Genomic DNA, 22755 nt, shown 5'->3' on the forward strand with positions numbered 1-22755 from the left:
GTCATCAGGGGTGATTCAGAGGGCGCATCACGCCGTGAACCAGTGCTCCCGTGCCTTCATGATCAGGGCCTTGGCGGCCGTCTCGTCGAGCGCGGTCATCTCCACCAGCTCGTCGACGGCCAGGTCGGCCAGGTCGTCGCGGGTGTGCACGCCGCCATCGGCCAGCTTGCCGATGAGCTCGGGCGTCAGGCCCCGGCCGTCGAACTGCAGGTCGCGCAGGTCCTGCGAGACCTCCTCGACCGACTCCTCGTGCGCGATCTCCATCGTCAGCAGCGCATCCTTGGCGCGCGTGCGCAGCTCGGTGATGGTGTCCTCGTCGAAGGATTCCATCTCCAGCATCTCCTGCAGCGGCACGTAGGCCACTTCCTCGAGGCTGGTGAAGCCTTCGGAAATCAGGATATCGGCGACTTCCTCGTCGACGTCGAGCTTCTCGACGAAGAGCTTGCGGATCGAGTCGCTCTCCTGCGCCTGCTTGGCGTGCGACTCCTCGGCCGTCATGATGTTGATGCGCCAGCCGGTGAGCTCGGACGCCAGGCGGACGTTCTGGCCGCCGCGGCCGATGGCGATCGCGAGGTTTTCCTCGTCGACGACCACGTCCATCGCGTGCTTCTCCTCGTCGACGACGATGGACTGCACGTTGGCCGGCGCCAGCGCACCGATGACGAACTGCGCCGGGTCGTCCGACCACAGCACGATGTCGACACGTTCGCCGGCGAGCTCGTTGGTCACCGCGTTGACACGCGAACCGCGCACGCCGACGCAGGTGCCGATGGGATCGACGCGCTTGTCGTGCGAGACGACGGCGATCTTCGCGCGCGAGCCGGCGTCGCGGGCACAGCTCTTGATCTCGAGCAGGCCCTGCTCCATCTCGGGCACTTCCTGCGCGAAGAGCTCCTTCATGAAGTCGGGCGACGAGCGCGACAGCATGATCTGCGGGCCGCGCGCGGTCGGGTCGATGCCGGCGATATAGGCCCGCACCCGGTCGCCCGTGCGCAGGTTCTCCTTCGGGATCATCTCGTTGCGCTTCAGGCGGCCTTCGACGCGGCCCGACTCGACGATGAGGTCACCCTTGTCCAGGCGCTTGACCGTGCCGACGAAGATCTTGTCGCCGCGCGACAGGAAGTCGTTCAGCAGCGTCTCGCGTTCGGCGTCGCGGATCTTCTGCAGGATCACCTGCTTGGCAGCCATCGCGCCGATGCGACCGATCGGCACCGACTCGATCGGCTCCTCGATGTGGTCGTCGACCTCGATGTCGGAAATCTGCTCCTTGGCCTCGAACAGCAGGATCTCGGAATCGGGCAGCTGCAGGCCGGCCTCGTCCGGCACGACGTGCCAGCGGCGGAAAGTCTCGTACTCGCCGGTTTCCCGGTCGACCGACACGCGAATGTCCACCTCGCCGCCGTGCAGCTTCTTCGTCGCCTGAGCGAGCGCCGCTTCGACCGCGCCGAACACGACATCGCGGTCCACGCTCTTTTCGCGAGAGATGGCATCGACCAGCATCAACATTTCGCGGTTCATCAGTCCTGACCTCCGTCGTTCTCCTGGGGCACGGTGTCCTCGGTGCGGCGACGACCCTTGAAGTCGATCACCGGCACGAGACGCGCCTCACGCACTTCGTCGAGTGCAAATTCGAAAGCTTGTTCGGTGGGTTGCGCCGGCGCTGAGGCCCCGGCGGCGGCTTTGGCCGCGGCCTTCGCAGCCGTCTTCGACAGCGGTGCCGGCGGCGGCAGCACCAGGCGCCAGCCGGCGTCGTCGCGGCGCTCGAGCGTGCCGCGCCACTTCTTGCGGTTCTGGAAGGGCTGGCGCAGCGTCACCTCGACCTCGCTGCCGGCGAAGCGCTCGTAGTCGGCCTCGTTGCGAAGCGGCCGGTCCAGGCCCGGCGAGGACACCTCGAGGCGCGCGTAGTCGACCGCGTCGACCTCCAGCACCAGCTGCAGCTGGCGCGTGACCAGCTCGCAGTCGTCGACCGTCAGCACGTCGCCCGGCCCGGTATCGTAGGCACGGCCCGGCAGCCGGTCGATCGTCACGCGCAGCAAGCCACCCGCCGACCGTTCGACGTCGACGACTTCGTAACCCATGCCGCTGACGGTCCGCTCGACCGTGGCCTGCCAATTCATCGTGTTCGGATCTGCCCTGTTCGGGTTTGCTGCCGCTGAGATAACGAGATGCACCAAAAAAACCGCGCTGACCACTGTGCTGATACAACGCACGAAACGCGGTCGAGCAAAAAAAATGGGCTGGATGAATCCGCCCATTCAGCTCAACAGCGAAAGCGCTAATTGTAGCCCGCAAGAGATGTGCCGACAAGCCTGAGGGTCTGCCGGACGCACTGCGTGCGAGAATTTCGGGCTCCCCGCGGCGCTGCACGCCCGCGACCCCAGAACCACGACACAGGACATCCTCCATGGGCTTTCTCGCCGGCAAGCGCTTGCTGATCACCGGGGTCCTCAACAACCGCTCGATCGCCTACGGCATCGCCCGTGCCTGCCACCGCGAGGGCGCCGAGCTGGCCTTCAGCTACCAGGGCGAGCGCTTCAAGGATCGGATCACGGAGTTCGCCGCCGAGTTCGGCTCCAAGCTCGTCTTCGAGTGCGACGTGGCCGACGACGCGCAGATCGAGCGCCTGTTCGCCCAGCTCGGCGAGGCCTGGGACAGCTTCGACGGCTTCGTGCACGCCATCGCCTTCGCGCCGCGCGAGGCCATCGCCGGCGACTTCCTCGAGGGCCTCTCCCGCGAGAACTTCCGCATCGCGCACGAGATCTCGGCCTACAGCTTCCCGGCGATGGCCAAGGCCGCGCTGCCCAGGCTGCGCAGCGGTGCGGCGCTGGTGACGCTGAGCTACCTGGGCGCCGCGCGCTATGTGCCGAACTACAACACCATGGGCCTGGCCAAGGCCTCGCTCGAATCGAGCGTGCGCTTCCTGGCGCAGAGCCTCGGGGCCAGGGGCGTGCGCGTCAACGCGATCTCGGCCGGCCCGATAAAGACGCTGGCGGCCTCGGGCATCAAGGACTTCGGCAAGCTGCTGACCGAGTTCGCCCGCACGACCCCGATCCGCCGCACGATCACGATCGACGACGTCGGCAACGCCGCCGCGTTCCTGCTGTCGGACCTGGCCGGCGGCATCAGCGCGGAGACCCTGTACGTCGACGGCGGCTTCAGCCACGTCGCCGTAGGCGACGACCAGGGGTGATGCCGTAGGCGACGACCAGGGCTGAAGCCGTAGGCGACGACCAGGGCCGGCCGCCGCAGACGACGGCTCAGTCGCGCACGCAATCGACCGCGTAGCGGCGCCCGCCGGCGCCGTCGTCGACCTCGACGAGGCCGTGAACGTCGGTGTCGAAGCCCGGGAAGCGGGCGTTGAACTCGCGCGTGAAGCGCAGGTACTGGACGATCTTGCGGTTGAAGCGCTCGCCCGGGATCAGCAGCGGGATGCCCGGCGGGTACGGCGTCAGCAGCGAGGTCGTGATGCGGCCTTCCAACTGGTCGATGTCCACCCGCTCGGTGTCGCGGTGCGCGATGCGCGCGTAGGCCTCGCTCGGCTTCATCGCCGGCTGCAGGTCCGACAGGTACATGTCGGTCGTCAGCCGCGCGATATCGCCCTTCGCGTAGGTCTCGTGGATCGCCTGGCAGAGGTCGCGCAGGCCCATGCGCTCGTACTTCGGCTGCGCGGCGCAGAACTCCGGCAGGATGCGCCACAGCGGCGCGTTGCGGTCGTAGTCGTCCTTGAACTGCTGCAGCGCGGTCAGCAGCGTGTTCCAGCGGCCCTTGGTGATGCCGATGGTGAACAGGATGAAGAACGAGTACAGGCCGGTCTTCTCCACGACCACGCCATGCTCGGCCAGGAACTTGGTGACGATCGACGCCGGGATGCCGGTCTTGGCGAACTTGCCGGACATGTCCATGCCCGGGGTGATGATCGTGCTCTTGATCGGGTCGAGCATGTTGAAGCCCGACGCCAGGTTGCCGAAGCCGTGCCACTTCTCGTTGGCCTTGAGGATCCAGCCATCGGCACGGCCGATGCCCTCGTCGACCAGCTTGTCCGGCCCCCAGACCTTGAACCACCAGTCCTTGCCGTAGTCCTTGTCGACCTTGCGCATCGCGCGACGGAAGTCCATCGCCTCGACGATGCTTTCCTCGACCAGCGCGGTGCCGCCGGGCGGCTCCATCATCGCCGCGGCGACATCGCAACTGGCGATGATCGAGTACTGCGGCGAGGTCGAGGTGTGCATCAGGTACGCCTCGTTGAACAGGTGGAAGTCGAGCTTCCTGGTCTGCGAGTCCTGCACCAGCACCTGCGAAGCCTGGCTGATGCCGGCGAGCAGCTTGTGCGTGCTCTGCGTCGCGTAGACCATCGCTTCCTTCGGCCGCGGCCGGCCCTTGCCCATCGCGTGGTAGGCGCCGTAGAACTTGTGGAAGGCCGCGTGCGGCAGCCAGGCCTCGTCGAAGTGCAGCGTGTCGATGTAGCCGTCCAGCTTGGCCTTGATCGTCTCGGTGTTGTAGAGCACGCCGTCGTAGGTGCTCTGCGTCAGCGTCAGGATGCGCGGCTTGACCTTCTTCGGGTCGACCCCGGCCAGCAGCGGGTTGGCGGCGATCTTGCGCCGGATCGTCTCCGGCGAGAACTCGCTTTCCGGGATCGGGCCGATGATGCCGTAGTGGTTGCGCGTCGGCGTCAGGAACACCGGCACCGCGCCGGTCATGATGATCGAGTGCAGGATCGACTTGTGGCAGTTGCGGTCCACCACCACCACGTCGCCCGGGGCCACCGTGTGGTGCCAGACCATCTTGTTGCTCGTCGACGTGCCGTTGGTGACGAAGAAGCAGTGGTCGGCGTTGAAGATGCGCGCCGCGTTCTTCTCGCTCGCCGCGACCGGGCCGGTGTGGTCGAGCAGCTGGCCGAGCTCCTCGACCGCGTTGCAGACGTCGGCACGCAGCATGTTCTCGCCGAAGAACTGGTGGAACATCTGGCCCACCGGGCTCTTCAGGAACGCCACGCCGCCGGAGTGCCCCGGGCAGTGCCACGAGTACGAGCCGTCCTGCGCGTAGTCCATCAGCGCCTTGAAGAACGGCGGCGCCAGTCCGTCGAGGTAGCTCTTGGCCTCGCGGATGATGTGCCGGGCGACGAACTCTGGCGTGTCCTCGAACATGTGGATGAAGCCGTGCAGCTCGCGCAGCACGTCGTTCGGCAGGTGCTGGCTGGTGCGCGTCTCGCCGTAGATGTAGATGGGGATGTCCGCGTTCTTGAAGCGGATCTCCTGGATGAACTTGCGCAGGCTCAGCACCGCCGGGTCGAGGTCCGGACCGGGCGTGAACTCGTTGTCGTCGATCGACAGGATGAAGGCGGAGGCGCGGCTCTGCTGCTGCGCGAACTGCGACAGGTCACCGTAGCTGGTGACGCCGATGACCTCCATGCCCTCCTTCTCCATCGCCTGCGCGAGCGCGCGGATGCCCAGGCCGGAGGTGTTCTCGGAACGGTAGTCCTCGTCGATGATGACGATCGGAAAGCGGAAGCGAAGCATCGACGCGGCTCCTTTGGAGCGGAGGGGAAATCCAGGGAGCGCGAAGTGTAGGACCGATTGCCATCGCGTCGATGACAGCCGCCGCAGCGGCCGCGGCGCTGGCTACACTGGACCGGACCGCGGCGCGGGCTCGGGAGTGCACGCATGGACTGGACAGCTTCGACATGGTGGTGGCTCGGCACGGCGGCGCTGGTTGCCGCGGAGCTCGCCACCGGCACCTTCTACCTGCTGATGCTCGCCATCGGCACGGCCGCCGCCGCGCTGGCGGCGCATGCGGGCCTGGGGCACATCGGCCAGTACACGATCGGTGCCCTGATCGGCATCGGCGCGGTCGCCCTCTGGCACCAGCGGCGCGGCCGGCCGATCACCGACACCACGGCGAATCCGGACGTCAACCTCGACATCGGCAGCCGCGTGCGTGTCGAGGCCTGGACCGGGGACGGTACCGCCCGCGTGCACTACCGCGGCGCCGCCTGGGACGCTCGCTTCGCCGGACAGGGCACGCCGCAGCCCGGCGAACACGTGATCCGCGCAGTCCTCGGCAACCAGCTGCAGCTCGACCGTCCCGCCGCCTGACCTGAAGGAACCCCTCGTGGAAATCATCGCCCTCGTCTTCCTCGTGATCGCGGCGATCTTCGTGATCCGCTCGGTCAAGGTCGTGCCGCAGCAGAACGCCTGGGTCGTCGAGCGCCTGGGCAAGTACCACGCCACCCTGACGCCGGGGCTGAACTTCCTCGTGCCCTTCGTCGACCGCCTCGCCTACCGCCATTCGCTGAAGGAGATCCCGCTCGACGTGCCGAGCCAGGTCTGCATCACGAAGGACAACACGCAGCTGACGGTGGACGGCATCCTGTACTTCCAGGTCACCGATCCGATGCGCGCGAGTTACGGCTCGTCGAACTACATCGTCGCCATCACGCAGCTGGCGCAGACCACGCTGCGCAGCGTGATCGGCCGCATGGAGCTCGACCGCACCTTCGAGGAGCGCGACCAGATCAACGCCGGCGTGGTCGCCTCGCTCGACGAGGCGGCGCTGAACTGGGGCGTGAAGGTGCTGCGCTACGAGATCAAGGACCTGACGCCGCCGGCCGAGATCCTGCGGTCGATGCAGGCGCAGATCACCGCCGAGCGCGAGAAGCGCGCGTTGATCGCCGCCAGCGAAGGCCGGCGCCAGGAGCAGATCAACATCGCCACCGGCGAGCGCGAGGCGGCCATCGCCCGCTCCGAAGGCGAGAAGCAGGCCGAGATCAACAAGGCGCAAGGCGAGGCCGCGGCGATCACGGCGGTGGCCGACGCCACGGCCGACGCGATCCGCAAGATCGCCGCATCGATCCAGGAGCCGGGCGGCGCCGATGCCGTGCAGCTGAAGGTGGCCGAGCGCGCCATCGAGGCCTACGGCCACCTGGCGAAGGTCAACAACACGATGATCGTGCCGGGCAACATGACCGAGGTGGCCGGCCTGATCGCCACGGCGATGGCGGTGATGCGGCGCGACGGTGTGCCGGCACCGGCGCAGCGCGCCTGACCCGGCCGATGCGCCGCCCCGGAGCCCTGCGATGAGCATCGACCGCCGCGCCGAGGCCCGCAACGTGCTCGGCAGCGCACTGCAGCCCTGCTCCTACGACCCGCTGACCGGCTGGTACCGCGACGGCTGCTGCCACAGCGACGAGCACGACACCGGCAGCCACCTCGTCTGCGTGCGCGTGACCGTCGGCTTCCTGAACTTCCAGATGGAGCGCGGCAACGACCTGATCACCCCGCGGCCGGAACTGCGCTTTCGCGGCCTGAAGCCGGGCGACCGCTGGTGCGTCTGCGCGCTGCGCTGGCGCGAGGCGTGGCTCGAAGGCTGCGCGCCGCCGGTGGTGCTGGAGGCGACGCACGAGCGGGCGACGGAGCTGGTGCCGCTTGAGTGGCTGCGCGCCTCGACGCCCGATCCGGTCGGCTAGAATCGTCGGCTTCGTTGCCCGGGAGGGCAACCCGTCCCTGCGGAGGGATGGATGAGTGGTTTAAGTCGCACGCCTGGAAAGCGTGTGTGGGTTAACAGCCCACCGCGGGTTCGAATCCCGCTCCCTCCGCCACCCCCGAAGTCGACGGTGTGTCGCCGGGTGCGCATGACGGCCATCAAGCTGCATCCCCGCTAGACTGCCGTGGTTCGGCCGGTGCGCCACGACGCGCCGCCGACTCGCACGAGGGAGGCTTCCAATGATTCGCAAAGAAGACGGCCGCAGCGCGGTCGAGGTTTCGTCGCGTCCATCGACGCACGGGTTCAACCGGGGCTTCGGCCCGCACGGGGTGGTCGACGGCACGTCGGACGACGACTACCTCGAAGGCACCGAGGGCGACGACACGCTGACCGCCCGCGGCGGCGACGACGCGCTCCAGGGCTATGGCGGGAACGATCGCCTCGACGGCGGCACCGGCATCGACGACGTGTACTACGACGACGCCACCGCGGCGGTGGCCGTCGACCTGGCGATCGGCACGGCCACGGGCGGCAGCGGCAACGACCAGCTGGTGTCGATCGAGAACGTCTGGGGCTCGATCTACGACGATCGCATCAGCGGCGACAACGGCGACAACGATCTCCACGGCGGCCCCGGCAACGACCGGCTCTCCGGCGGCAGTGGCGACGACACGCTGGACGGCGGCGAAGGCGACGACGAGCTCGACGGCGGTCTCGGGGACGACAACGCGGACTACACGTTCGCGCTGTCCGGCGTCGTGGTCGACCTCGCGCGCGGCACTGCCACCGGTGACGGCCACGACACGCTGTCGGGCATCGAGAATGTCTACGGCTCTTTCTTCGACGACACGCTGACCGGCGACGCGGCCGACAACTTCTTCGGTGCGTTCCTCGGCGACGACACGGTGGACGGCGGCGGCGGCGACGACATCGCGGCCTTCCTGACGACGCTGGATCAGCTCGACGTGCGCTACGACGCGGCGACCGGCTGGCTCACGGTCACGTCCGACTTCGAAGGTACGGACCGCCTGCGCGACGTCGAGTACCTGTACTTCGGCGACGAACTGTTCGAGTTCTCGCAGTTCTCGACGCCGTCGGCGCCGACGCCGCTGCACTTCAGCCCGTCCGACGGCGCGATCGCGATCAGCGTCAGCAGCGACTTCGTCATCACCTTCAACGAACCCATCCAGCGCGGCAACGGCACGATCCTGCTGCGCGACGGCACCGGCGCGGTCGTGGCGCGCTTCGACGCCGCGACGAGCGGCGAATTGAGCGTCGATGGCAATCACCTGCGCATCGACCCGGCGCAGGCGCTGAAGCGGGATACCGCGTATGCGCTCGAGATCGGGGCCGGCGCGGTGCGCGATCTCGAGGACCAGCCGAACGCGGCCTACACGCGATACAACTTCCGCACCGGCTCCGACCTCGAGGTATCGATGCGCGAGCGCTTCGTCGCGAACGAAGGCGACGGGGTGCTGCATGTCGAGGTGACGTTGAGCGAAGCCTCGACGCAACCGGTCGTCCTCCAGCTCGAGGTGCTGGGGGACACCGCCTTGCCGGGCGCGGACGCCACCGGCGGACGCCACAGCATCAGCTTCGCGCCGGGCCAGACGAGCGTGATCGTCGACATCGCCATCACCGACGATGCACTGTTCGAGCCGCAGGAGTCGCTGATGCTGCTGCTCTCCGGCGCCGCCGGCGCGGTCGTCGGCAGCGCCTACGCCGAAGCCGCGATCGTCGACAACGACACGCCCTTGGGCGCCGCGCTGCCCACCGATCCGCTGCTGGCGCGCCAGTGGCACCTCTACCCGGACAGCGGCGTGAACGTCTTCCCGCTGTGGCCGGAGTTCGACGGCCGCGGCGTGCGCGTCGGCGTGTTCGACGACGGCATCGACAACACGCACGGCGACCTCGCGGCCAACGTCGATGCAAGCCGTGGCCGCACGGCGCTGGACCTCAGCGCCGGTGGCGCGCCGGTCAGCGCCTGGGACGGCCATGGCACCGCGGTCGCCGGCGTCATCGGCGCGGCCCGCAACGGCAGCGGGTCGGTCGGCGTCGCACCAGGCGCCACGCTGGTATCGGTGTACACCGGCTACACCGAAGAAGGCACGCTGGAGATCGAGAACGCCTTTGCCTATGCGCTGGGACTCGACGTGCTGAACAACAGCTGGGGCTTCGCGCCGCAGTACTACCTCGACGAGCCCTGGGCCTTCGCCGACAACTTCGACGACCCGGCCTTCGCCGCCAGCGGCGCCGCCCTGCGCAAGCTCGCCGAGCAGGGCCGCGGCGGGCTCGGCACGATCGTCGTGCAGTCGGCCGGCAACAGCTTCGAGTACGGCGACGACACCAACCTGCACAGCTTCCAGAACAGCCGCTACATCGTCACGGTCGCGGCCACCGATTACCAGGGCGCCGCCACCGGCTACACCTCGCCCGGCGCGTCGATCCTGGTGGCCGCCCCGGGTGGCGCCGGAGACGGCGGCGCAGGCGACATCCTGACCACCGATCGCAGCGGCCGCGCCGGCTACGACCTGGGCGACCATGTGCAGATCGCCGGCACCTCGTTCTCGGCGCCGGTGGTCTCCGGCATCGCCGCGCTGATGCTGCAGGCCAACCCGCATCTGGGATACCGCGACGTGCACGAGATCCTCGCGCTCAGCGCAAGGCTGTCCGACGATGCCCACAACGACTGGCGCTACAACGGCGGCACCGGCTGGAACGGCGGCGGCCTGCACTACGACGCGCAGGACCACGACCTCGGCTTCGGCCTCGTCGACGCGCACGCGGCCGTGCGCCTGGCCGAGACCTGGCGCCCGACGCCGGCGACCGCGGGCAACGCGGTGGAAGTGCACGCGTCCCGGGCGACGCCGGCGCCGATCCCCGATGGCGCCTCGTCGGTCACGCAGGCCGTGGACGTTGCGCAGGCCATCGTCGTCGAGCGCATCGAGGTCCACGTCGACATCGCGCACGGCTACGTCGGCGACCTGTCGCTGCAGCTGGTGTCACCGTCCGGCACCGAAAGCTGGATCCTGTCGCGGCCGGCGCAGAACGACCAGTCGCCCTTCGGCGCCCACCAGTCGGACATCCACTTCACCTTCTCCAGCGTGCTGAGCCTGGGCGAGTCGTCGCTCGGCCGCTGGAGCCTGACCGTCTTCGACGAAGCCGCGCAGGACACCGGCACGCTGCAGTCCTGGTCGTTGACGCTGATCGGCCATGCCGACGCCGCCGACGACCTGCTGGTCTACACGGACGAGTTCGGCGAGTCCGCCGCCGCGCAACCCGCGCGCGCGGTGCTTTCCGATGCCGGCGGCATCGATACGCTGAATGCCGCTGCGATCAGCAGCGACAGCCGCATCGATCTCGTCGCCGGCGCCGGCAGCTGGCTCGACGGCCACGCATTGACCATCGCGACCGGCACCGACATCGAGCATGCGGTGGCCGGCGACGGCGACGATGCGCTGCTGGGCAATGCGCTGCCCAATACGCTGCGCGGCATGCGCGGCGACGACGAGCTGATGGGCCGCGGCGGCGACGACCGGCTCGACGGCGGCGCAGGCACCGACCTCGCCCGCTACACAGGCCTGCGCGGGGCCTACACGCTGACGCACGAAGCGAGCGGCCCATGGCGCATCGCGCATGGCGGAAGCGGCAGCGGCGCGGACGGCAGCGACGAGCTGGTCGACATCGAACGCATCGCGTTCGGCGATGTCTCGCTGGCGCTGGACACCGCCCGCGACGCCCATGCCGGCGAGACCGCGCAGATCCTGCGCGCGCTGTTCGGCGACGCGGGCCTGGCCAACCGCGTTTATGCCGGCATCGGACTGAAGCTGTTCGACGACGGCGTCGGGTACGAGGCGCTGGTCGCCGCGGCCCTGGCCACCGACACCTTCGCGCAGCTCGCCGGCTCGCGCTCGAACGCCGACTTCGTGCGGCTGGTGTTCCACAACGTCGTCGGCCGCGACGCCACGGCAGCGGAACTGGCGGGCTTCGTCGGCCTGCTCGACGCCGGCAGCTTCAGCCAGGCCGAGCTGGCGGTGATCGCCTGCCGGCACGAGCTGAACACGGACAGCATCGCGCTGACGGGGCTGGCCGACACCGGGCTGGCTTACCTGCCCTTCGGTGGCTGATCAGCGGGTGACCTGCGGCGAACAGGTGGCAGGCGCTCAGCCGGCCGCCAGCCGCGGCGTCTCCGCCCGCGAGCGCACCGCGGCCGCGTACAACACGAGGTAGTCGCTGGCCGCATGCGCCCAGGACAGGTCCTGGGCCATGCCGCGGCGCATCATCGCGGTCCAGGTGGCGGGCTGCGCGCGGGCTTCGATCGCGCGCCGCACCGCGCCTTCGAACGCCGCCACGCTGGCCGCATCGAAACAGAAGCCGGTCTCGCCGTCGGCCACCGTGTCGGCCAGCCCGCCGACGCGGCGCACGATCGGCAGCGTGCCGTAGCGTAGCCCGTACATCTGCGTCAGCCCGCAGGGCTCGAAGCGCGAGGGCACCGCGATGGCATCGGCGCCGGCGATCATCTGGTGGGCCCTCGCCTCGTCGTAGCCGATGTGCACGCGCACGCGGCCCGGATGCATCTGCTCGGCCATGCGGAAGGCGGCCTCGAGCGCCGGTTCGCCGGTGCCCTGCACCGCGAACTGCACGCCCGCCGGCACCAGCGCCGGCAGCGCGCCGAGCACCAGGTCCAGGCCCTTCTGCGACGTCAGGCGGCTGACCACGGTGACCAGCAGCGCATGCTCGTCGACCTCCAGTCCGAGCTGCTGCTGCAGCGCGCGCCGGCAGCGCTGCTTGCCGTCCAGCCGCTGCGCGTCGTAGCGCTCGGCCAGCGCGGCATCGGTCGCCGGATTCCATACCTGCGGGTCGATGCCGTTGAGGATGCCGCTGACCTCGCTGCCGCGGCCGCGGATCACGCCGTCGAGGCCGAAGCCGAACTCGTGCGTCGAGATCTCGTGCGCATAGGTCGGGCTGACGGTGGTCACGCGGTCGGCGAACTTCAGCCCGGCCTTCATGAACGACAGCTGGCCGTGGAACTCCAGCCCGGCCGGCGACATGAAGCGCGACGAGAGCCCGAGCATCGCCCAGTCGTGGTGCGGGAACAGGCCCTGGAAGGCCATGTTGTGCACCGTGTAGACGCTGGCCGCCGGGGTCGGCAGATGGTCGGCGATGTAGGCGCAGCTCATCGCGGCATGCCAATCGTGGGCATGCACGACCTCCGGCACCCAGTCGATGTCCGCATCACCGGCGGCCAGGTGGGCGGCCACCCAGCCGAGCAGCGCGAAGCGGCGCAGGTTGTCCGGCCACGGGCTGCCGTCGGGCGCCTGGTAGGGCCCGCCGGCGCGCCGGTACAGGTGCGGCGCGTCGATCACGTAGACCGGCAGGTGGCTGCCGGGCATGCGCGCCAGCAGCAGCTTCACCCGCAGCGCGCCGAACGCACTGCCGATGTCGAGCACCATCTTCGCGGACTGCACCGCGTCGAGGATCGGCGGCAGGCCCGGCAGCAGCAGCCGCACGTCGGCGCCTGCGGCGGCGAGCGCCGGCGGCAGCGCCGCAGCCACGTCGGCCAGCCCACCCGTCTTGACCAGCGGATAGACCTCCGCGGCAACATGCAGCACCCGCATCAGTTCACCGGCCCCATCAGTTGTTCACCATCGCGTCGAGCATGCCGCGCGTCACCAGCGTGATGCCGTGTTCGCTGCGGTAGAAGTGCCGGGCATCGGCCTCGGCGTCATGGCCGACGACCAGGCCATCGGGGATCGCGCAGCCGCGGTCGACGATCACCCGGTTCAGCTTCGCACCCCGGCCGACCACCGCGCCCGGCAGCAGCACCGACCAGTCGACCTCGGCATGCGAATGCACGCGCACGTTGGAGAACATCAGGCTGCGGTACGCATGGCCGGAGACGATGCAGCCGCCGGCCACCAGCGACTCGATCGCCATGCCGCGCCGCGCCTCTTCGTTGTGCACGAACTTCGCCGGCGGCAGCTGCGGCTGGTAGGTCCAGATCGGCCAGCGCGTGTCGTACAGGTCGAGCGCCGGCACCGTCGCGGTGAGGTCGAGGTTGGCGTCCCAGTACGCGTCGATCGTGCCGACGTCGCGCCAGTACGGTTCGCCGCCGGCCCTCGCGCCGACGGCACTCAACTCGAACGGGTGCGCCACCGCACAACCGTTCCTCACCGCGGTGGGAATGATGTCCTTGCCGAAGTCGTGGCTGGATGCCACATCGGCCATGTCGCGCTCGAGCTCCTTGTAGAGATAACGCGCATTGAACACGTAGATGCCCATGCTCGCGAGCGCGCGGTCCGGCTTGTCGGGCATCGTCGGCGGATCGTCGGGTTTCTCGACGAAGTCGATGATGCGGCGCTTCGCGTCGATGGCCATCACGCCGAACTGGCAGGCTTCCTCGCGTGGCACCTCGATGCAGGCCACCGTGCATTCGCGGCCCTGCGCCACGTGATCGGCCAGCAGCAGCGCGTAGTTCATCTTGTAGATGTGGTCGCCGGCGAGCACGACGATGTAGTCGGCGCCGTAGGCGGCCAGGATGTCCTGGTTCTGGTAGACCGCGTCGGCGGTGCCGCGGTACCAGTGCTCCTCGTCGATGCGCTGCTGCGCCGGCAGCAGGTCGACGAACTCGTTCATCTCGCTCTTCAGGAACGCCCAGCCGCGCTGCAGGTGGCGCAGCAGGCTGTGGCTCTTGTACTGGGTGATGACGCCGATGCGGCGGATGCCCGAGTTGAGGCAGTTCGACAGCGGAAAGTCGACCAACCGGAACTTGCCGCCGAAGTACACCGCGGGCTTGGCGCGCCGGTCGGTCAGCGCCTTCAGGCGGCTGCCGCGGCCGCCGGCCAGCACCAGCGCGACGGCGCGTTTCGGCAGGTCGAGGCTGGAGGCGAGTTCGCGGGTCGGCATCGCAGGTCTCCTCGTGTCTGAACGCTCCGGGACGGCCGAGGCCGGCCGTCCCGTTTCCTTGACAGATGGTGCCACGACGGCCGGCCGTGAATAATGGATTTCGCGAACCACGAGGAAAGACCATGGTCACGAAGCTCGCGCAAGTCACCGGCCTGCCCGACCCGCCCTTGAACGAGCGCCTCGACCGCCACCTGCTCGACACCGTCGGCGTGGTGCCGGCGCAGGCGTCCACCGGGGCGCTGGCGCAGGCGCTCTCGCAGGTGGCACGCGCGGAGCTGTCGCGGCGCTGGGTCGCCGGCCAGCAGGCCGATGCCGCCGCGAAGGCGCGCCGCGTCTACTACCTGTCGATGGAGTTCCTGATCGGCCGCAGCCTCGGCAACGCACTGGCGGCGCTGGGTTTCGAAGGGCCGGCGGCCGATGCGGTGGCAACGCATGCGAAGCGGCTGGAGGAATTGCAGGCCGCCGAGCCCGATGCCGCGCTCGGCAACGGCGGCCTCGGGCGGCTGGCGGCCTGCTTCCTCGATTCGATGGCCACGCTCGGACTGCCCTCGTTCGGCTACGGCATCCGCTACGAGTTCGGCATGTTCGCGCAGGAGATCCACGGCGGCCGCCAGGTCGAGTACCCCGACCCCTGGCTGGCGGACGGCACGCCCTGGGAGTTCCCGCGGCCCGAGGTCGCGCACCGCGTGCGCTTCGGCGGCTGGGTCGAACGCGCGCCCACGGCCGACTCGCCCGATGCCCCGCCGATCTGGCGCCACGCCGGCGAAGTGATGGCCAAGGCTTATGACCACGTGATTCCCGGCCATGCCAGCGAGCGCGTCGCGACCCTGCGGCTGTGGAAGGCCGCGGCGCCGGCCCACATCGACCTGCATGCCTTCAACGCCGGCGACTACCAGCGCGCGGCGGAGTTCAAGAACGCCTACGAGAACATCTCGTGGGTGCTGTACCCGAACGACAGCACGCCGGCCGGCCGCGAGCTGCGGCTGCGCCAGGAATACTTCTTCACCTCGGCCTCGCTGCAGGACATCGTCGCGCGCCACCTGGCCGAGCACGGCAGGCTCGACCGTCTGGCCGAGCATGTGGCGATCCATCTGAACGACACCCATCCGGCGATCGGCGTCGCCGAGCTGATGCGCCTGTTGGTCGACGAACAGGGCTTCAGCTGGGCACCGGCCTGGGCCATGACGCGGCGCATCTTCAGCTACACCAACCACACGCTGATGCCCGAGGCGCTGGAGACCTGGGAGGTGGGCCTGATGCAGCACGTGCTGCCGCGGCACCTGGAGATCATCTTCCGCATCAACCACGAGTTCCTGCTCGAGGCCGGTGCGCTTCGCCCGGGCGACGCCGATTTCCTGCGCCGCGTCTCGCTGATCGACGAACACGGCGAACGCCGGGTGCGCATGGCGCATCTCGCGGTCGTCGGCAGCCACCAGGTCAACGGCGTCTCGGCGCTGCACAGCGACCTGCTGGTACGCACCATCTTCGCGGACTTCGCCGCGCTGTGGCCGGACCGCTTCAGCAACGTCACCAACGGCGTGACGCCGCGGCGCTGGCTCGGGCAGGCCAACCCTTCGCTGGCCAAGGTGCTCGACGCCCGCCTGGGCGACGCCTGGCGGCGCGACCTGGGCGAGCTGGCGCGGCTGCGGCCACTGGCCGGCGACCCGGGCCTGCAGGCCGAGGTGATGGCCGCCAAGCGCCGCAACAAGGAACGGCTGGCGGCCTTCATCGACCGCGAGACCGGCATCGACGTCGACCCGGCCTCGCTGTTCGACGTGCAGGTCAAGCGCATCCACGAGTACAAGCGGCAGCTGCTCAACCTGCTGCACGCGGTGACGCGCTACCGCGCGATCCTGGCCCAACCGCAGGCCGCGTGGCAGCCGCGCACGGTGATCTTCGCCGGCAAGGCGGCGTCGAGCTACCACCGCGCGAAGCAGATCATCCGGCTGATCCACGACGTCGGCGCGGTGGTCAATGCCGACGAGCGCCTCGGCGGCCGGCTGAAGGTGGTGTTCGTGCCGAACTACGGCGTCGCCGCGGCCGAGGTCATCATGCCCGGCGCCGACCTGTCCGAGCAGGTCTCCACCGCCGGCACCGAGGCCTCGGGCACCGGCAACATGAAGCTCTCGCTGAACGGCGCCCTGACCATCGGCACCGACGACGGCGCGAACATCGAGATCCGCCAGGCCGTGGGCGATGCCAACATCTTCATCTTCGGCAAACGCACGCACGAGGTCGCGGCGATCCGCGCCGCCGGCTATCAGCCGCTGCGGCTGTACGAAAGCAATCCGCAGCTGAAGGCGGTGCTCGACTCCATCGCCGCCGGCACCTTCTCGCCCGACGAGCCGACGCGCTACCGCGACCTCGTCGACTCGCTGCTGTGGGGCGGCGACCACTACCTGCTGCTGGCCGACTACGAGGACTACGTCGCGACGCAGTCGCGCGTCGATGCGCTGTACCGCGACCCGGCGGCGTGGGCCAGGACCGCCATCCTCAACATCGCCGGCATGGGGCCGTTCTCGGCCGACCGCACGATCGGCGAGTATGCCGAGCGCATCTGGGGGCTGCCGGTGCGCTGAGCGCTAACGCCGCAAAGGTGCGCCCATCGACAGGGCGCGAGGGAAAGAAAAGGGGCGCCGAAGCGCCCCTTTGTCGTGCAGGTCCGAAGAACCGATCAGTTCAACGGAACCTTCTTGCCGTCCTTGTAGCTGTACAGCGTCATGGCCGGGTTCTTCAGCTCGCCGTCGGCCTCGAAGGCGATCTTGGTGGTCACGCCCTGCAGGTTGGCCTGGCCGATGAACGGCGTGTAGACCTTGGGGTCGATCGACTTGGCACGCTGCATCGCGTCGACGAGCACGTGAACCGCGTCGTAGGTGTACGGCGAGTAGACCTGGAACTGGTTCGGGTACTTCTTGTCGTAGCGGTCCTTCCAGGCCTTGCCGCCGGGCATCTTGTCCAGCGACGCGCCGCCTTCGGCGCAGACCACGTTGCCCAGCGTCTTCGCGCCGCCGGACAGCTCGGCGAGCTTCGCCGTGCAGATGCCGTCGCCGCCGAAGAACTTGACGTTCGACAGACCCAGTTGCTCCATCTGGCGCAGCATCGGGCCGGCCTGCGGGTCCATGCCGCCGTAGAAGATGCCGTCCGGTGCCTTGGCCTTGATGGCGGTCAGGATGGCCATGAAGTCGGTGGCCTTGTCGGTCGTGAACTGCTCGTCGACGATCGTGATGCCCTTCTGCGACGCGGTCTTCTTGAAGACCTCGGCAACGCCCTGGCCGTAGGCGGTGCGGTCATCGATGATCGCGATCTTCTTCAGCTTCAGGTTGTTGGCCGCGTGCAGCGCCAGGCCGGCGCCCAGCGCGTTGTCGTTGGCCAGCAGGCGGAAGGTGGTCTTGTAGCCCTGCTGCGTCAGCTTCGGGTTGGTGGCCGACGGCGTGACGTGGGGGATGCCGCACTGGTTGTACACGGTCGACGCGGGGATCGTCGTGCCCGAGTTCAGGTGGCCGACGACGCCGGCGACCTTCGCGTCGCACAGCTTCTGGGCAGCCGCAGTGCCCTGCTTCGGATCGGCCGCATCGTCTTCGGCGACCAGTTCCAGCTTGTACTTCTTGCCGCCGATCGTCACGCCCTTGGCGTTCAGATCTTCAACGGCCATGCGGGCGCCGTTCTCGTTGTCCTTGCCATAGTGCGCCTGGGCACCGGAGACCGGGCCGACGTGGCCGATCTTCAGCACTTCCTGCGCCATCGAGGCGCCGGCCAGCAGGGAGACGGACGCAGCGACGAGGAGCTTCAGTTTGAATTGCATGCAAATACCTCCGGATGGATGTTGAGACTCGAAAGGGTCCGCTTCAGGGGGTGTTTTCTCAACGGGCGCAACGTTACTCCAATTGTCTAGACACCCCACATCGGGAATCCTCGGGGAAGCCTGCGCCGTCGCAAGCCCCGTGCCGAAGAACCCTCCGCCTGCATGCGCGATCACTGGCGATCCGTCGCCGCGGCTGACGAGCACAACGCGCGGCAGGCGCGCGCGGACGACGCCGGTGATCGCGGCTACGGGTAAGCACTTGTGGCGCACCCGCTGCGCAGGCGGCGGCCCGGCGCGATCCCGCTGCGCAGGCAGCGGCGCGCGGCGATCACGCCGCTGCGGCTTCGTGCTTCTTCGGCTGGCAGCCGGCGGCGAGGTACTCACGCCAGCGCCGACGGCCGGCCAACACATCGTCCTCGTCGGTGCCGACGAGCTCGATCACGCGCGCGAAGCGCTCGAAGACCGTCGGCAGCGCGGGCCCCAGGTTCACCAGCACCAGCCGCTCCGGCGCGGGCCAGTCGTCGATGCGATCGGCCAGCCAGATCGGCGTGCGCGCCTCCAGCAGCGCATCGCGCGGCTCTGCGCCGCGCCGGCGCGCATGCGGCAGGAACTCGTCCTGCTCGAAGGTCCACAACTGCACGTCGAGCCGGTTCAGCGCCTCGGGCGCACCGGTGACGATCACCCGCGCGCCCGAGCGCCAGGCCTTGCGCAGCAGGCGGCAGGCATAGGCCGGCTTGTCCGCCAGCCCGGTGTGGAACGCGACGTCGGGCGTCACTTCACCTGCGAGAGCACGAAGTGCGTCAGCAGCCCGACCGGGCGGCCGGTCGCGCCCTTCGCGGCACCGGACTTCCACGCCGTGCCGGCGATGTCCAGGTGCGCCCAGCGCAGCTTCTTCGTGAAGCGCTTCAAGAACATCGCCGCGGTGATCGCGCCGCCGGCGCGGCCGCCGATGTTGCCCATGTCGGCGAAGTTGCTCTTCAGCCCTTCGTCGTAGTCCTCGTCGGTGGGCATGCGCCAGCACGGGTCGAGTGCCGCGTCGCCGGCAGCCTGCAACTCGGCGGCCAGCGCGTCGTCCGGCGTGAACAGGCCCGAGCGGTGGTTGCCCAGCGCGATCACGCAGGCGCCGGTCAGCGTGGCGATGTCGACGACCACCGCCGGCTTGAAGCGCTCGGCATAGGTCAGCGCATCGCACAGGATCAGCCGGCCTTCGGCATCGGTGTTGAGGATCTCGATGGTCTGGCCCGACATGCTGGTGACCACGTCGCCCGGCTTCACCGCGCGGCCGCTGGGCATGTTCTCGGTGGCCGCGACGATGCCGATCACGTTGAGCTTCGGCTTGAGCTGCGCGACGGCGCGCATCGTGCCGATCACGCTGGCCGCGCCACCCATGTCGAACTTCATCTCGTCCATCTCGGCACCGGGCTTCAGCGAGATGCCGCCGGTGTCGAAGGTGATGCCCTTGCCCACCAGCACCACCGGCGCGGCCGACTTGGCGGCGCCCTGGTAGTGCATGACGACGAAGCGCGGGGGCTCGTCCGAGCCCTGCGCGACCGCGAGGAACGAGCCCATGCCCAGCGCCTCGATCTGCTTGCGGTCCAGCACCTCGACGCGCAGGCCGTTGGCCTTGCCCATCTTGCGCGCTTCGTTCGCCAGGATCGTCGGCGTGCAGTGGTTGCCCGGGCGGTTGGCGAGCTCGCGGGCCAGCGTCACGCCTTCGACGATCGCCGCGGCGCGCTCGAAGCCGGCGTTCAGCGCATTCGCCTCCGGCTTCGATGCGGCCAGCAGCGTCAGCTTGTCGAGCTTCGGCGCGGCCGGCGCGCTCGGCTTGGTCGTGCGGTAGAGGTACACCGCATCACCGGCGGCGGTGGCCACGCTCTCGGCGTGCGCACCTTGCAGCTCGCCGAAGCCGGCCAGCTGGACCGCGACATGCTTGACGCCCAAGCCCTTCAATGCGCCGAAGCCGGCGGCGGCGGCCGTCTTCAGCGCCTTCGCGCTGGCGCTGGCCGCATGGGCCACCACGACACGCGGCGCCTTCACGCCGTCGACCGCCCGCAGGTACGCGAGCTTGCCGGCCTTGAACGCGAAGTCGTCGAGCGTGACGGCCTCGTCGATCACCTTCGCGATCGGGTCATCCAGCCCCGCGGGCAGCTTGTCGCCGGCCGTCACGATCAGCAGTGCGTCTGCGTTGAATCGGCTTGTGGCCCCGGGCGCAGTCACTTGGGTACGGAAGTCCATAATTCGTCAGGTTGTTGATTGAAGCCCCCAGGCGGCTACGCCGCCGCCCCCCAAGGGGGTCAAGTCAAGTGGCAGAGCCACATTGACTAGAGAGCCGACGATGTTATTCGATTCAACTGTGCGCCGAGAGCTGGCGCGGAGCTTCGGCGCGACGCTGGTCGTCGTGCTGACGATCGTGATCACGATGATGCTGATCCGCACCGTGGGCCAGGCCGCGGGCGGCGTGGTCGCGCCCGAGGACGTGGTGCTGGTGCTCGGCTACTCCGCGCTGGGCCACCTGCCGACGATGATCACGCTGTCGCTGTTCATCGCCGTCGTGCTGTCGCTGGGCCGCATGTACCGCGACAGCGAGATGGCGATCTGGTTCTCGTCAGGCGTCGGCCTCGCGCGCTTCGCTCGCCCGGTGCTGCGCATGGCCTGGCCGGTGCTGCTGGTGATCGGCGTGCTGCTGCTCTTCGTCTGGCCGTGGGGCAACCGCAGCAGCACCGAACTGCGCCAGCGCTACGAGCAGCGCTCGGACCTGTCGCGCGTCGCGCCGGGCGTGTTCCAGACCTCGCGCGACGGCAACCGGGTCTTCTTCGTTGACCGCGCCAGCCATGAAGGCAGCGACGGCCACAACGTCTTCATCCTGATGCGCAAGGCGCAGCTCGAATCGGTGACGGCCGCGCGCACCGGCCGGCTCGAGGTGGTCGATGGCGACCGCATGCTGATCCTCGAGAACGGCCAGCGCAACGAGATCGACACCGCCGCGCGCACGCGCACGCTGGCCGCCTTCGACAGCTACCGCGTGCTGGCCGACGAGAAGGCAGTGCGCGAGGCGAGCCAGAAGCCGCCGCGCACGCTGGCCACGATCGAGCTGATCCGCGACCCGCAGCCACGCCACCAGGGCGAGCTGGCGTGGCGCTTCGGCCTGCTGTTCGCCGCGGCGAACCTGCTGCTGCTGGGCATCGGCCTGGCGGCGACGAATCCGCGCCGCGCCAGCAACTGGAACCTGCTGTTCTCGCTGCTGGCCTTCGTCGTCTACTTCAACCTGATCAACCTGTCGCAGGCGTGGATCGCCGGCGGGCGCTTCGCCTTCGCGCCGGTGATGCTGTGGCTGCACGGCGGCGGCTTCGCGCTCGCGCTGGCGCTGATCTGGTGGCGCGACAACGCGACACACTTGCGCTCGGGCGGCCCCGCCAAGGCGGTGCCCGCATGAGGACGGTCCGCCGCCTGCTGTACCGCGACATCGTGTGGTCCGTCGCCTTCGTCGCGATCGCCTTCCTGTCGCTGTTCTTCTTCATCGACGTCGTCGACGAGCTCGACAACGTCGGCCGCGACGGTTACACGCTGGGCCACGCGATGCTGCGTTCGCTGTTCGAGCTGCCGGGCCACTTCTACGAGCTGTTCCCGATCGCGGTGCTGATCGGCACGATCTACGCGATGGCGCGGCTCGCGCAGTCGTCGGAGTTCACGATCCTGCGCACCGGCGGCCTGGGGCCGGGCCGGGCGCTCGCGCTGCTGGCAGTGCCCGGCATCGTGTTCGCTGCGCTGACCTTTCTGATCGGGGACTACGCCGCGCCATACACCGAACGCGAGGCCGTGCTGCTGAAGCACCGCGGCGGCGTCGCGCCCGGCCGCGGCGGCGCCTGGCTGAAGGAGCGCCGCACCGACGCGCAGGGCCAGCGCAACGTGTCGGTGAATGTCGCCAGCATCGACGCCGCCGGCGAGCTGCACGGCATCCGCATCTTCGAGTTCGATCCCGAGGGCCGGCTGCGCACGCAGATCGGCGCACGCGTGGGTTCGGTCGCGAAGGACGGCACCTGGCGGCTGCGCGAGGTGCAGCGCACCGACTGGCCGGTGCCCGACGAAGCCGGCGACAACGCGCGCATGGCGATGCAGTCGCTGGCCGAGCTGGCCTGGCGCTCGACGCTCGATGCCAACGTCGTCGCCGCCGCGCTGCTGCCGGTGCAGACCATGTCCACCGTCGAGCTCTGGCGCTACAGCGCGCACCTGACCGACCAGGACCAGGCGACGCAGCGCCACGAGATCCAGTTCTGGAAGAAGGCCTTCTATCCGCTGGCCTGCATCGTGATGGTGGCGCTGGCGCTGCCTTTCGCCTACCTGCATGCGCGCTCGGGCGCGGTCAGCTACAAGGTCTTCGGCGGCATCATGCTGGGCATCGCCTTCGTGCTGCTGAACAACGTGTCCGGCCACCTCGGCGTGCTGAAGGGCTGGACGCCGTGGCTGGTGGCGGCGACACCGAGCCTGCTGTTCCTGCTGATGTCGATGGCCGCGTTCGCGTGGCTGGTGAGGTATAGATGACTCCCCCCCGAAGCGCCTTCGGCGCCTCC

The 22755-nt window shown here is 69.1% G+C and carries 16 protein-coding genes and 1 tRNA gene; 9 read left to right on the forward strand and 8 right to left on the reverse strand.

All coding sequences use genetic code 11. The features are described 5' to 3' along the window. Positions 1-27: 27 nt before the first annotated feature. Together nusA and rimP are read right to left on the reverse strand one after the other, a co-directional pair. The gene (gene nusA, locus P1K89_RS28595; RefSeq protein ID WP_284619952.1) at positions 28-1518 is read right to left on the reverse strand and encodes a transcription termination factor NusA; all 1491 of its coding nucleotides are present in this window, start codon (positions 1516-1518) and stop codon (positions 28-30) included. Continuing rightward, complete coding sequence (gene rimP / locus P1K89_RS28600) at positions 1518-2117, reverse strand: ribosome maturation factor RimP (protein WP_284619953.1); 600 nt, start codon at positions 2115-2117, stop codon at positions 1518-1520. Before rimP ends, nusA begins: the two co-directional genes overlap by 1 nt. Positions 2118-2404: 287 nt before the next feature. Here rimP and fabI point away from each other — a divergent pair, with 287 nt between their 5' ends. Further along, complete coding sequence (gene fabI / locus P1K89_RS28605; protein WP_284619954.1) at positions 2405-3190, forward strand: enoyl-ACP reductase FabI; 786 nt, start codon at positions 2405-2407, stop codon at positions 3188-3190. A 67-nt stretch (positions 3191-3257) separates the two neighbouring features. On the opposite strand, the gene P1K89_RS28610 is transcribed toward fabI, so the two are convergent. After that, entirely contained in the window at positions 3258-5516 is a 2259-nt protein-coding gene (locus tag P1K89_RS28610; protein ID WP_284619955.1) for an arginine/lysine/ornithine decarboxylase, read from the reverse strand. Positions 5517-5660: 144 nt separating this feature from the next. On the opposite strand from P1K89_RS28610, the gene P1K89_RS28615 reads away from it, so the two are divergent. From P1K89_RS28615 to P1K89_RS28635, 5 genes are all read left to right on the forward strand, one after another. Further along, positions 5661-6092: an NfeD family protein gene (locus P1K89_RS28615; protein ID WP_284619956.1), complete on the forward strand. Its 432-nt coding sequence runs from the start codon at positions 5661-5663 to the stop codon at positions 6090-6092. Positions 6093-6108: 16 nt separating this feature from the next. Next, a complete protein-coding gene (locus P1K89_RS28620) occupies positions 6109-7041 on the forward strand; it encodes an SPFH domain-containing protein (RefSeq protein ID WP_284619957.1) in 933 nt (310 codons plus the stop codon). 31 nt (positions 7042-7072) lie between these two features. After that, a complete protein-coding gene (locus P1K89_RS28625; RefSeq protein ID WP_284619958.1) occupies positions 7073-7462 on the forward strand; it encodes a DUF2237 family protein in 390 nt (129 codons plus the stop codon). Between the two features lie 41 nt (positions 7463-7503). Next, a tRNA-Ser gene (locus tag P1K89_RS28630) sits at positions 7504-7594 on the forward strand. Between the two features lie 124 nt (positions 7595-7718). Beyond that, a complete protein-coding gene (locus tag P1K89_RS28635) occupies positions 7719-11606 on the forward strand; it encodes a S8 family serine peptidase (protein WP_284619959.1) in 3888 nt (1295 codons plus the stop codon). A 36-nt stretch (positions 11607-11642) separates the two neighbouring features. On the opposite strand, the gene glgA is transcribed toward P1K89_RS28635, so the two are convergent. Next, complete coding sequence (glgA, locus tag P1K89_RS28640) at positions 11643-13097, reverse strand: glycogen synthase GlgA (protein ID WP_284619960.1); 1455 nt, start codon at positions 13095-13097, stop codon at positions 11643-11645. A gap of 16 nt (positions 13098-13113) precedes the next feature. After that, positions 13114-14385 carry a glucose-1-phosphate adenylyltransferase gene (gene glgC, locus P1K89_RS28645; protein ID WP_284619961.1) on the reverse strand — a complete coding sequence of 424 codons (1272 nt, stop codon included), beginning with the start codon at positions 14383-14385 and terminating at the stop codon, positions 13114-13116. A gap of 122 nt (positions 14386-14507) precedes the next feature. Between glgC and P1K89_RS28650 the strand changes: the two genes are divergently transcribed. Next, entirely contained in the window at positions 14508-16964 is a 2457-nt protein-coding gene (locus P1K89_RS28650; RefSeq protein ID WP_284619962.1) for a glycogen/starch/alpha-glucan phosphorylase, read from the forward strand. 95 nt (positions 16965-17059) lie between these two features. Here the strand turns inward: P1K89_RS28650 and P1K89_RS28655 are convergent, their stop codons facing one another. From P1K89_RS28655 to P1K89_RS28665, 3 genes are all read right to left on the reverse strand, one after another. Further along, positions 17060-18187 carry a branched-chain amino acid ABC transporter substrate-binding protein gene (locus tag P1K89_RS28655; RefSeq protein WP_284619963.1) on the reverse strand — a complete coding sequence of 376 codons (1128 nt, stop codon included), beginning with the start codon at positions 18185-18187 and terminating at the stop codon, positions 17060-17062. A 328-nt stretch (positions 18188-18515) separates the two neighbouring features. Next, a complete protein-coding gene (locus P1K89_RS28660) occupies positions 18516-18962 on the reverse strand; it encodes a DNA polymerase III subunit chi (protein WP_284619964.1) in 447 nt (148 codons plus the stop codon). Then, complete coding sequence (locus P1K89_RS28665; RefSeq protein WP_284619965.1) at positions 18959-20422, reverse strand: leucyl aminopeptidase; 1464 nt, start codon at positions 20420-20422, stop codon at positions 18959-18961. The genes P1K89_RS28660 and P1K89_RS28665 overlap by 4 nt, the downstream gene beginning before the upstream one ends. Positions 20423-20522: 100 nt before the next feature. Here P1K89_RS28665 and lptF point away from each other — a divergent pair, with 100 nt between their 5' ends. Both lptF and lptG read left to right on the forward strand, forming a co-directional pair. After that, positions 20523-21620, forward strand: coding sequence for an LPS export ABC transporter permease LptF (gene lptF / locus P1K89_RS28670; protein WP_284619966.1), 1098 nt, complete (start codon positions 20523-20525; stop codon positions 21618-21620). Continuing rightward, positions 21617-22726: an LPS export ABC transporter permease LptG gene (lptG, locus tag P1K89_RS28675; RefSeq protein WP_284619967.1), complete on the forward strand. Its 1110-nt coding sequence runs from the start codon at positions 21617-21619 to the stop codon at positions 22724-22726. The genes lptF and lptG overlap by 4 nt, the downstream gene beginning before the upstream one ends. The last annotated feature ends 29 nt before the right edge of the window (positions 22727-22755 follow it).

The organism is Aquabacterium humicola (genome assembly GCF_030167915.1).
In the GTDB taxonomy this organism is placed as follows: Bacteria; Pseudomonadota; Gammaproteobacteria; order Burkholderiales; family Burkholderiaceae_C; genus Pseudaquabacterium; species Pseudaquabacterium humicola.

Bases quoted from the DNA above. Each gene is read 5' to 3' on its own strand.
- fabI (WP_284619954.1), top strand. From the start codon at position 2,405: ATGGGCTTTCTCGCCGGCAAGCGCTTGCTGATCACCGGGGTCCTCAAC.
- P1K89_RS28610 (WP_284619955.1), bottom strand. From the start codon at position 5,516: ATGCTTCGCTTCCGCTTTCCGATCGTCATCATCGACGAGGACTACCGT.
- P1K89_RS28615 (WP_284619956.1), top strand. From the start codon at position 5,661: ATGGACTGGACAGCTTCGACATGGTGGTGGCTCGGCACGGCGGCGCTG.
- lptF (WP_284619966.1), top strand. From the start codon at position 20,523: ATGTTATTCGATTCAACTGTGCGCCGAGAGCTGGCGCGGAGCTTCGGC.
- rimP (WP_284619953.1), bottom strand. From the start codon at position 2,117: ATGAATTGGCAGGCCACGGTCGAGCGGACCGTCAGCGGCATGGGTTAC.
- P1K89_RS28625 (WP_284619958.1), top strand. From the start codon at position 7,073: ATGAGCATCGACCGCCGCGCCGAGGCCCGCAACGTGCTCGGCAGCGCA.
- P1K89_RS28655 (WP_284619963.1), bottom strand. From the start codon at position 18,187: ATGCAATTCAAACTGAAGCTCCTCGTCGCTGCGTCCGTCTCCCTGCTG.
- glgC (WP_284619961.1), bottom strand. From the start codon at position 14,385: ATGCCGACCCGCGAACTCGCCTCCAGCCTCGACCTGCCGAAACGCGCC.
- lptG (WP_284619967.1), top strand. From the start codon at position 21,617: ATGAGGACGGTCCGCCGCCTGCTGTACCGCGACATCGTGTGGTCCGTC.
- nusA (WP_284619952.1), bottom strand. From the start codon at position 1,518: ATGAACCGCGAAATGTTGATGCTGGTCGATGCCATCTCTCGCGAAAAG.
- glgA (WP_284619960.1), bottom strand. From the start codon at position 13,097: ATGCGGGTGCTGCATGTTGCCGCGGAGGTCTATCCGCTGGTCAAGACG.
- P1K89_RS28665 (WP_284619965.1), bottom strand. From the start codon at position 20,422: ATGGACTTCCGTACCCAAGTGACTGCGCCCGGGGCCACAAGCCGATTC.
- P1K89_RS28635 (WP_284619959.1), top strand. From the start codon at position 7,719: ATGATTCGCAAAGAAGACGGCCGCAGCGCGGTCGAGGTTTCGTCGCGT.
- P1K89_RS28650 (WP_284619962.1), top strand. From the start codon at position 14,508: ATGGTCACGAAGCTCGCGCAAGTCACCGGCCTGCCCGACCCGCCCTTG.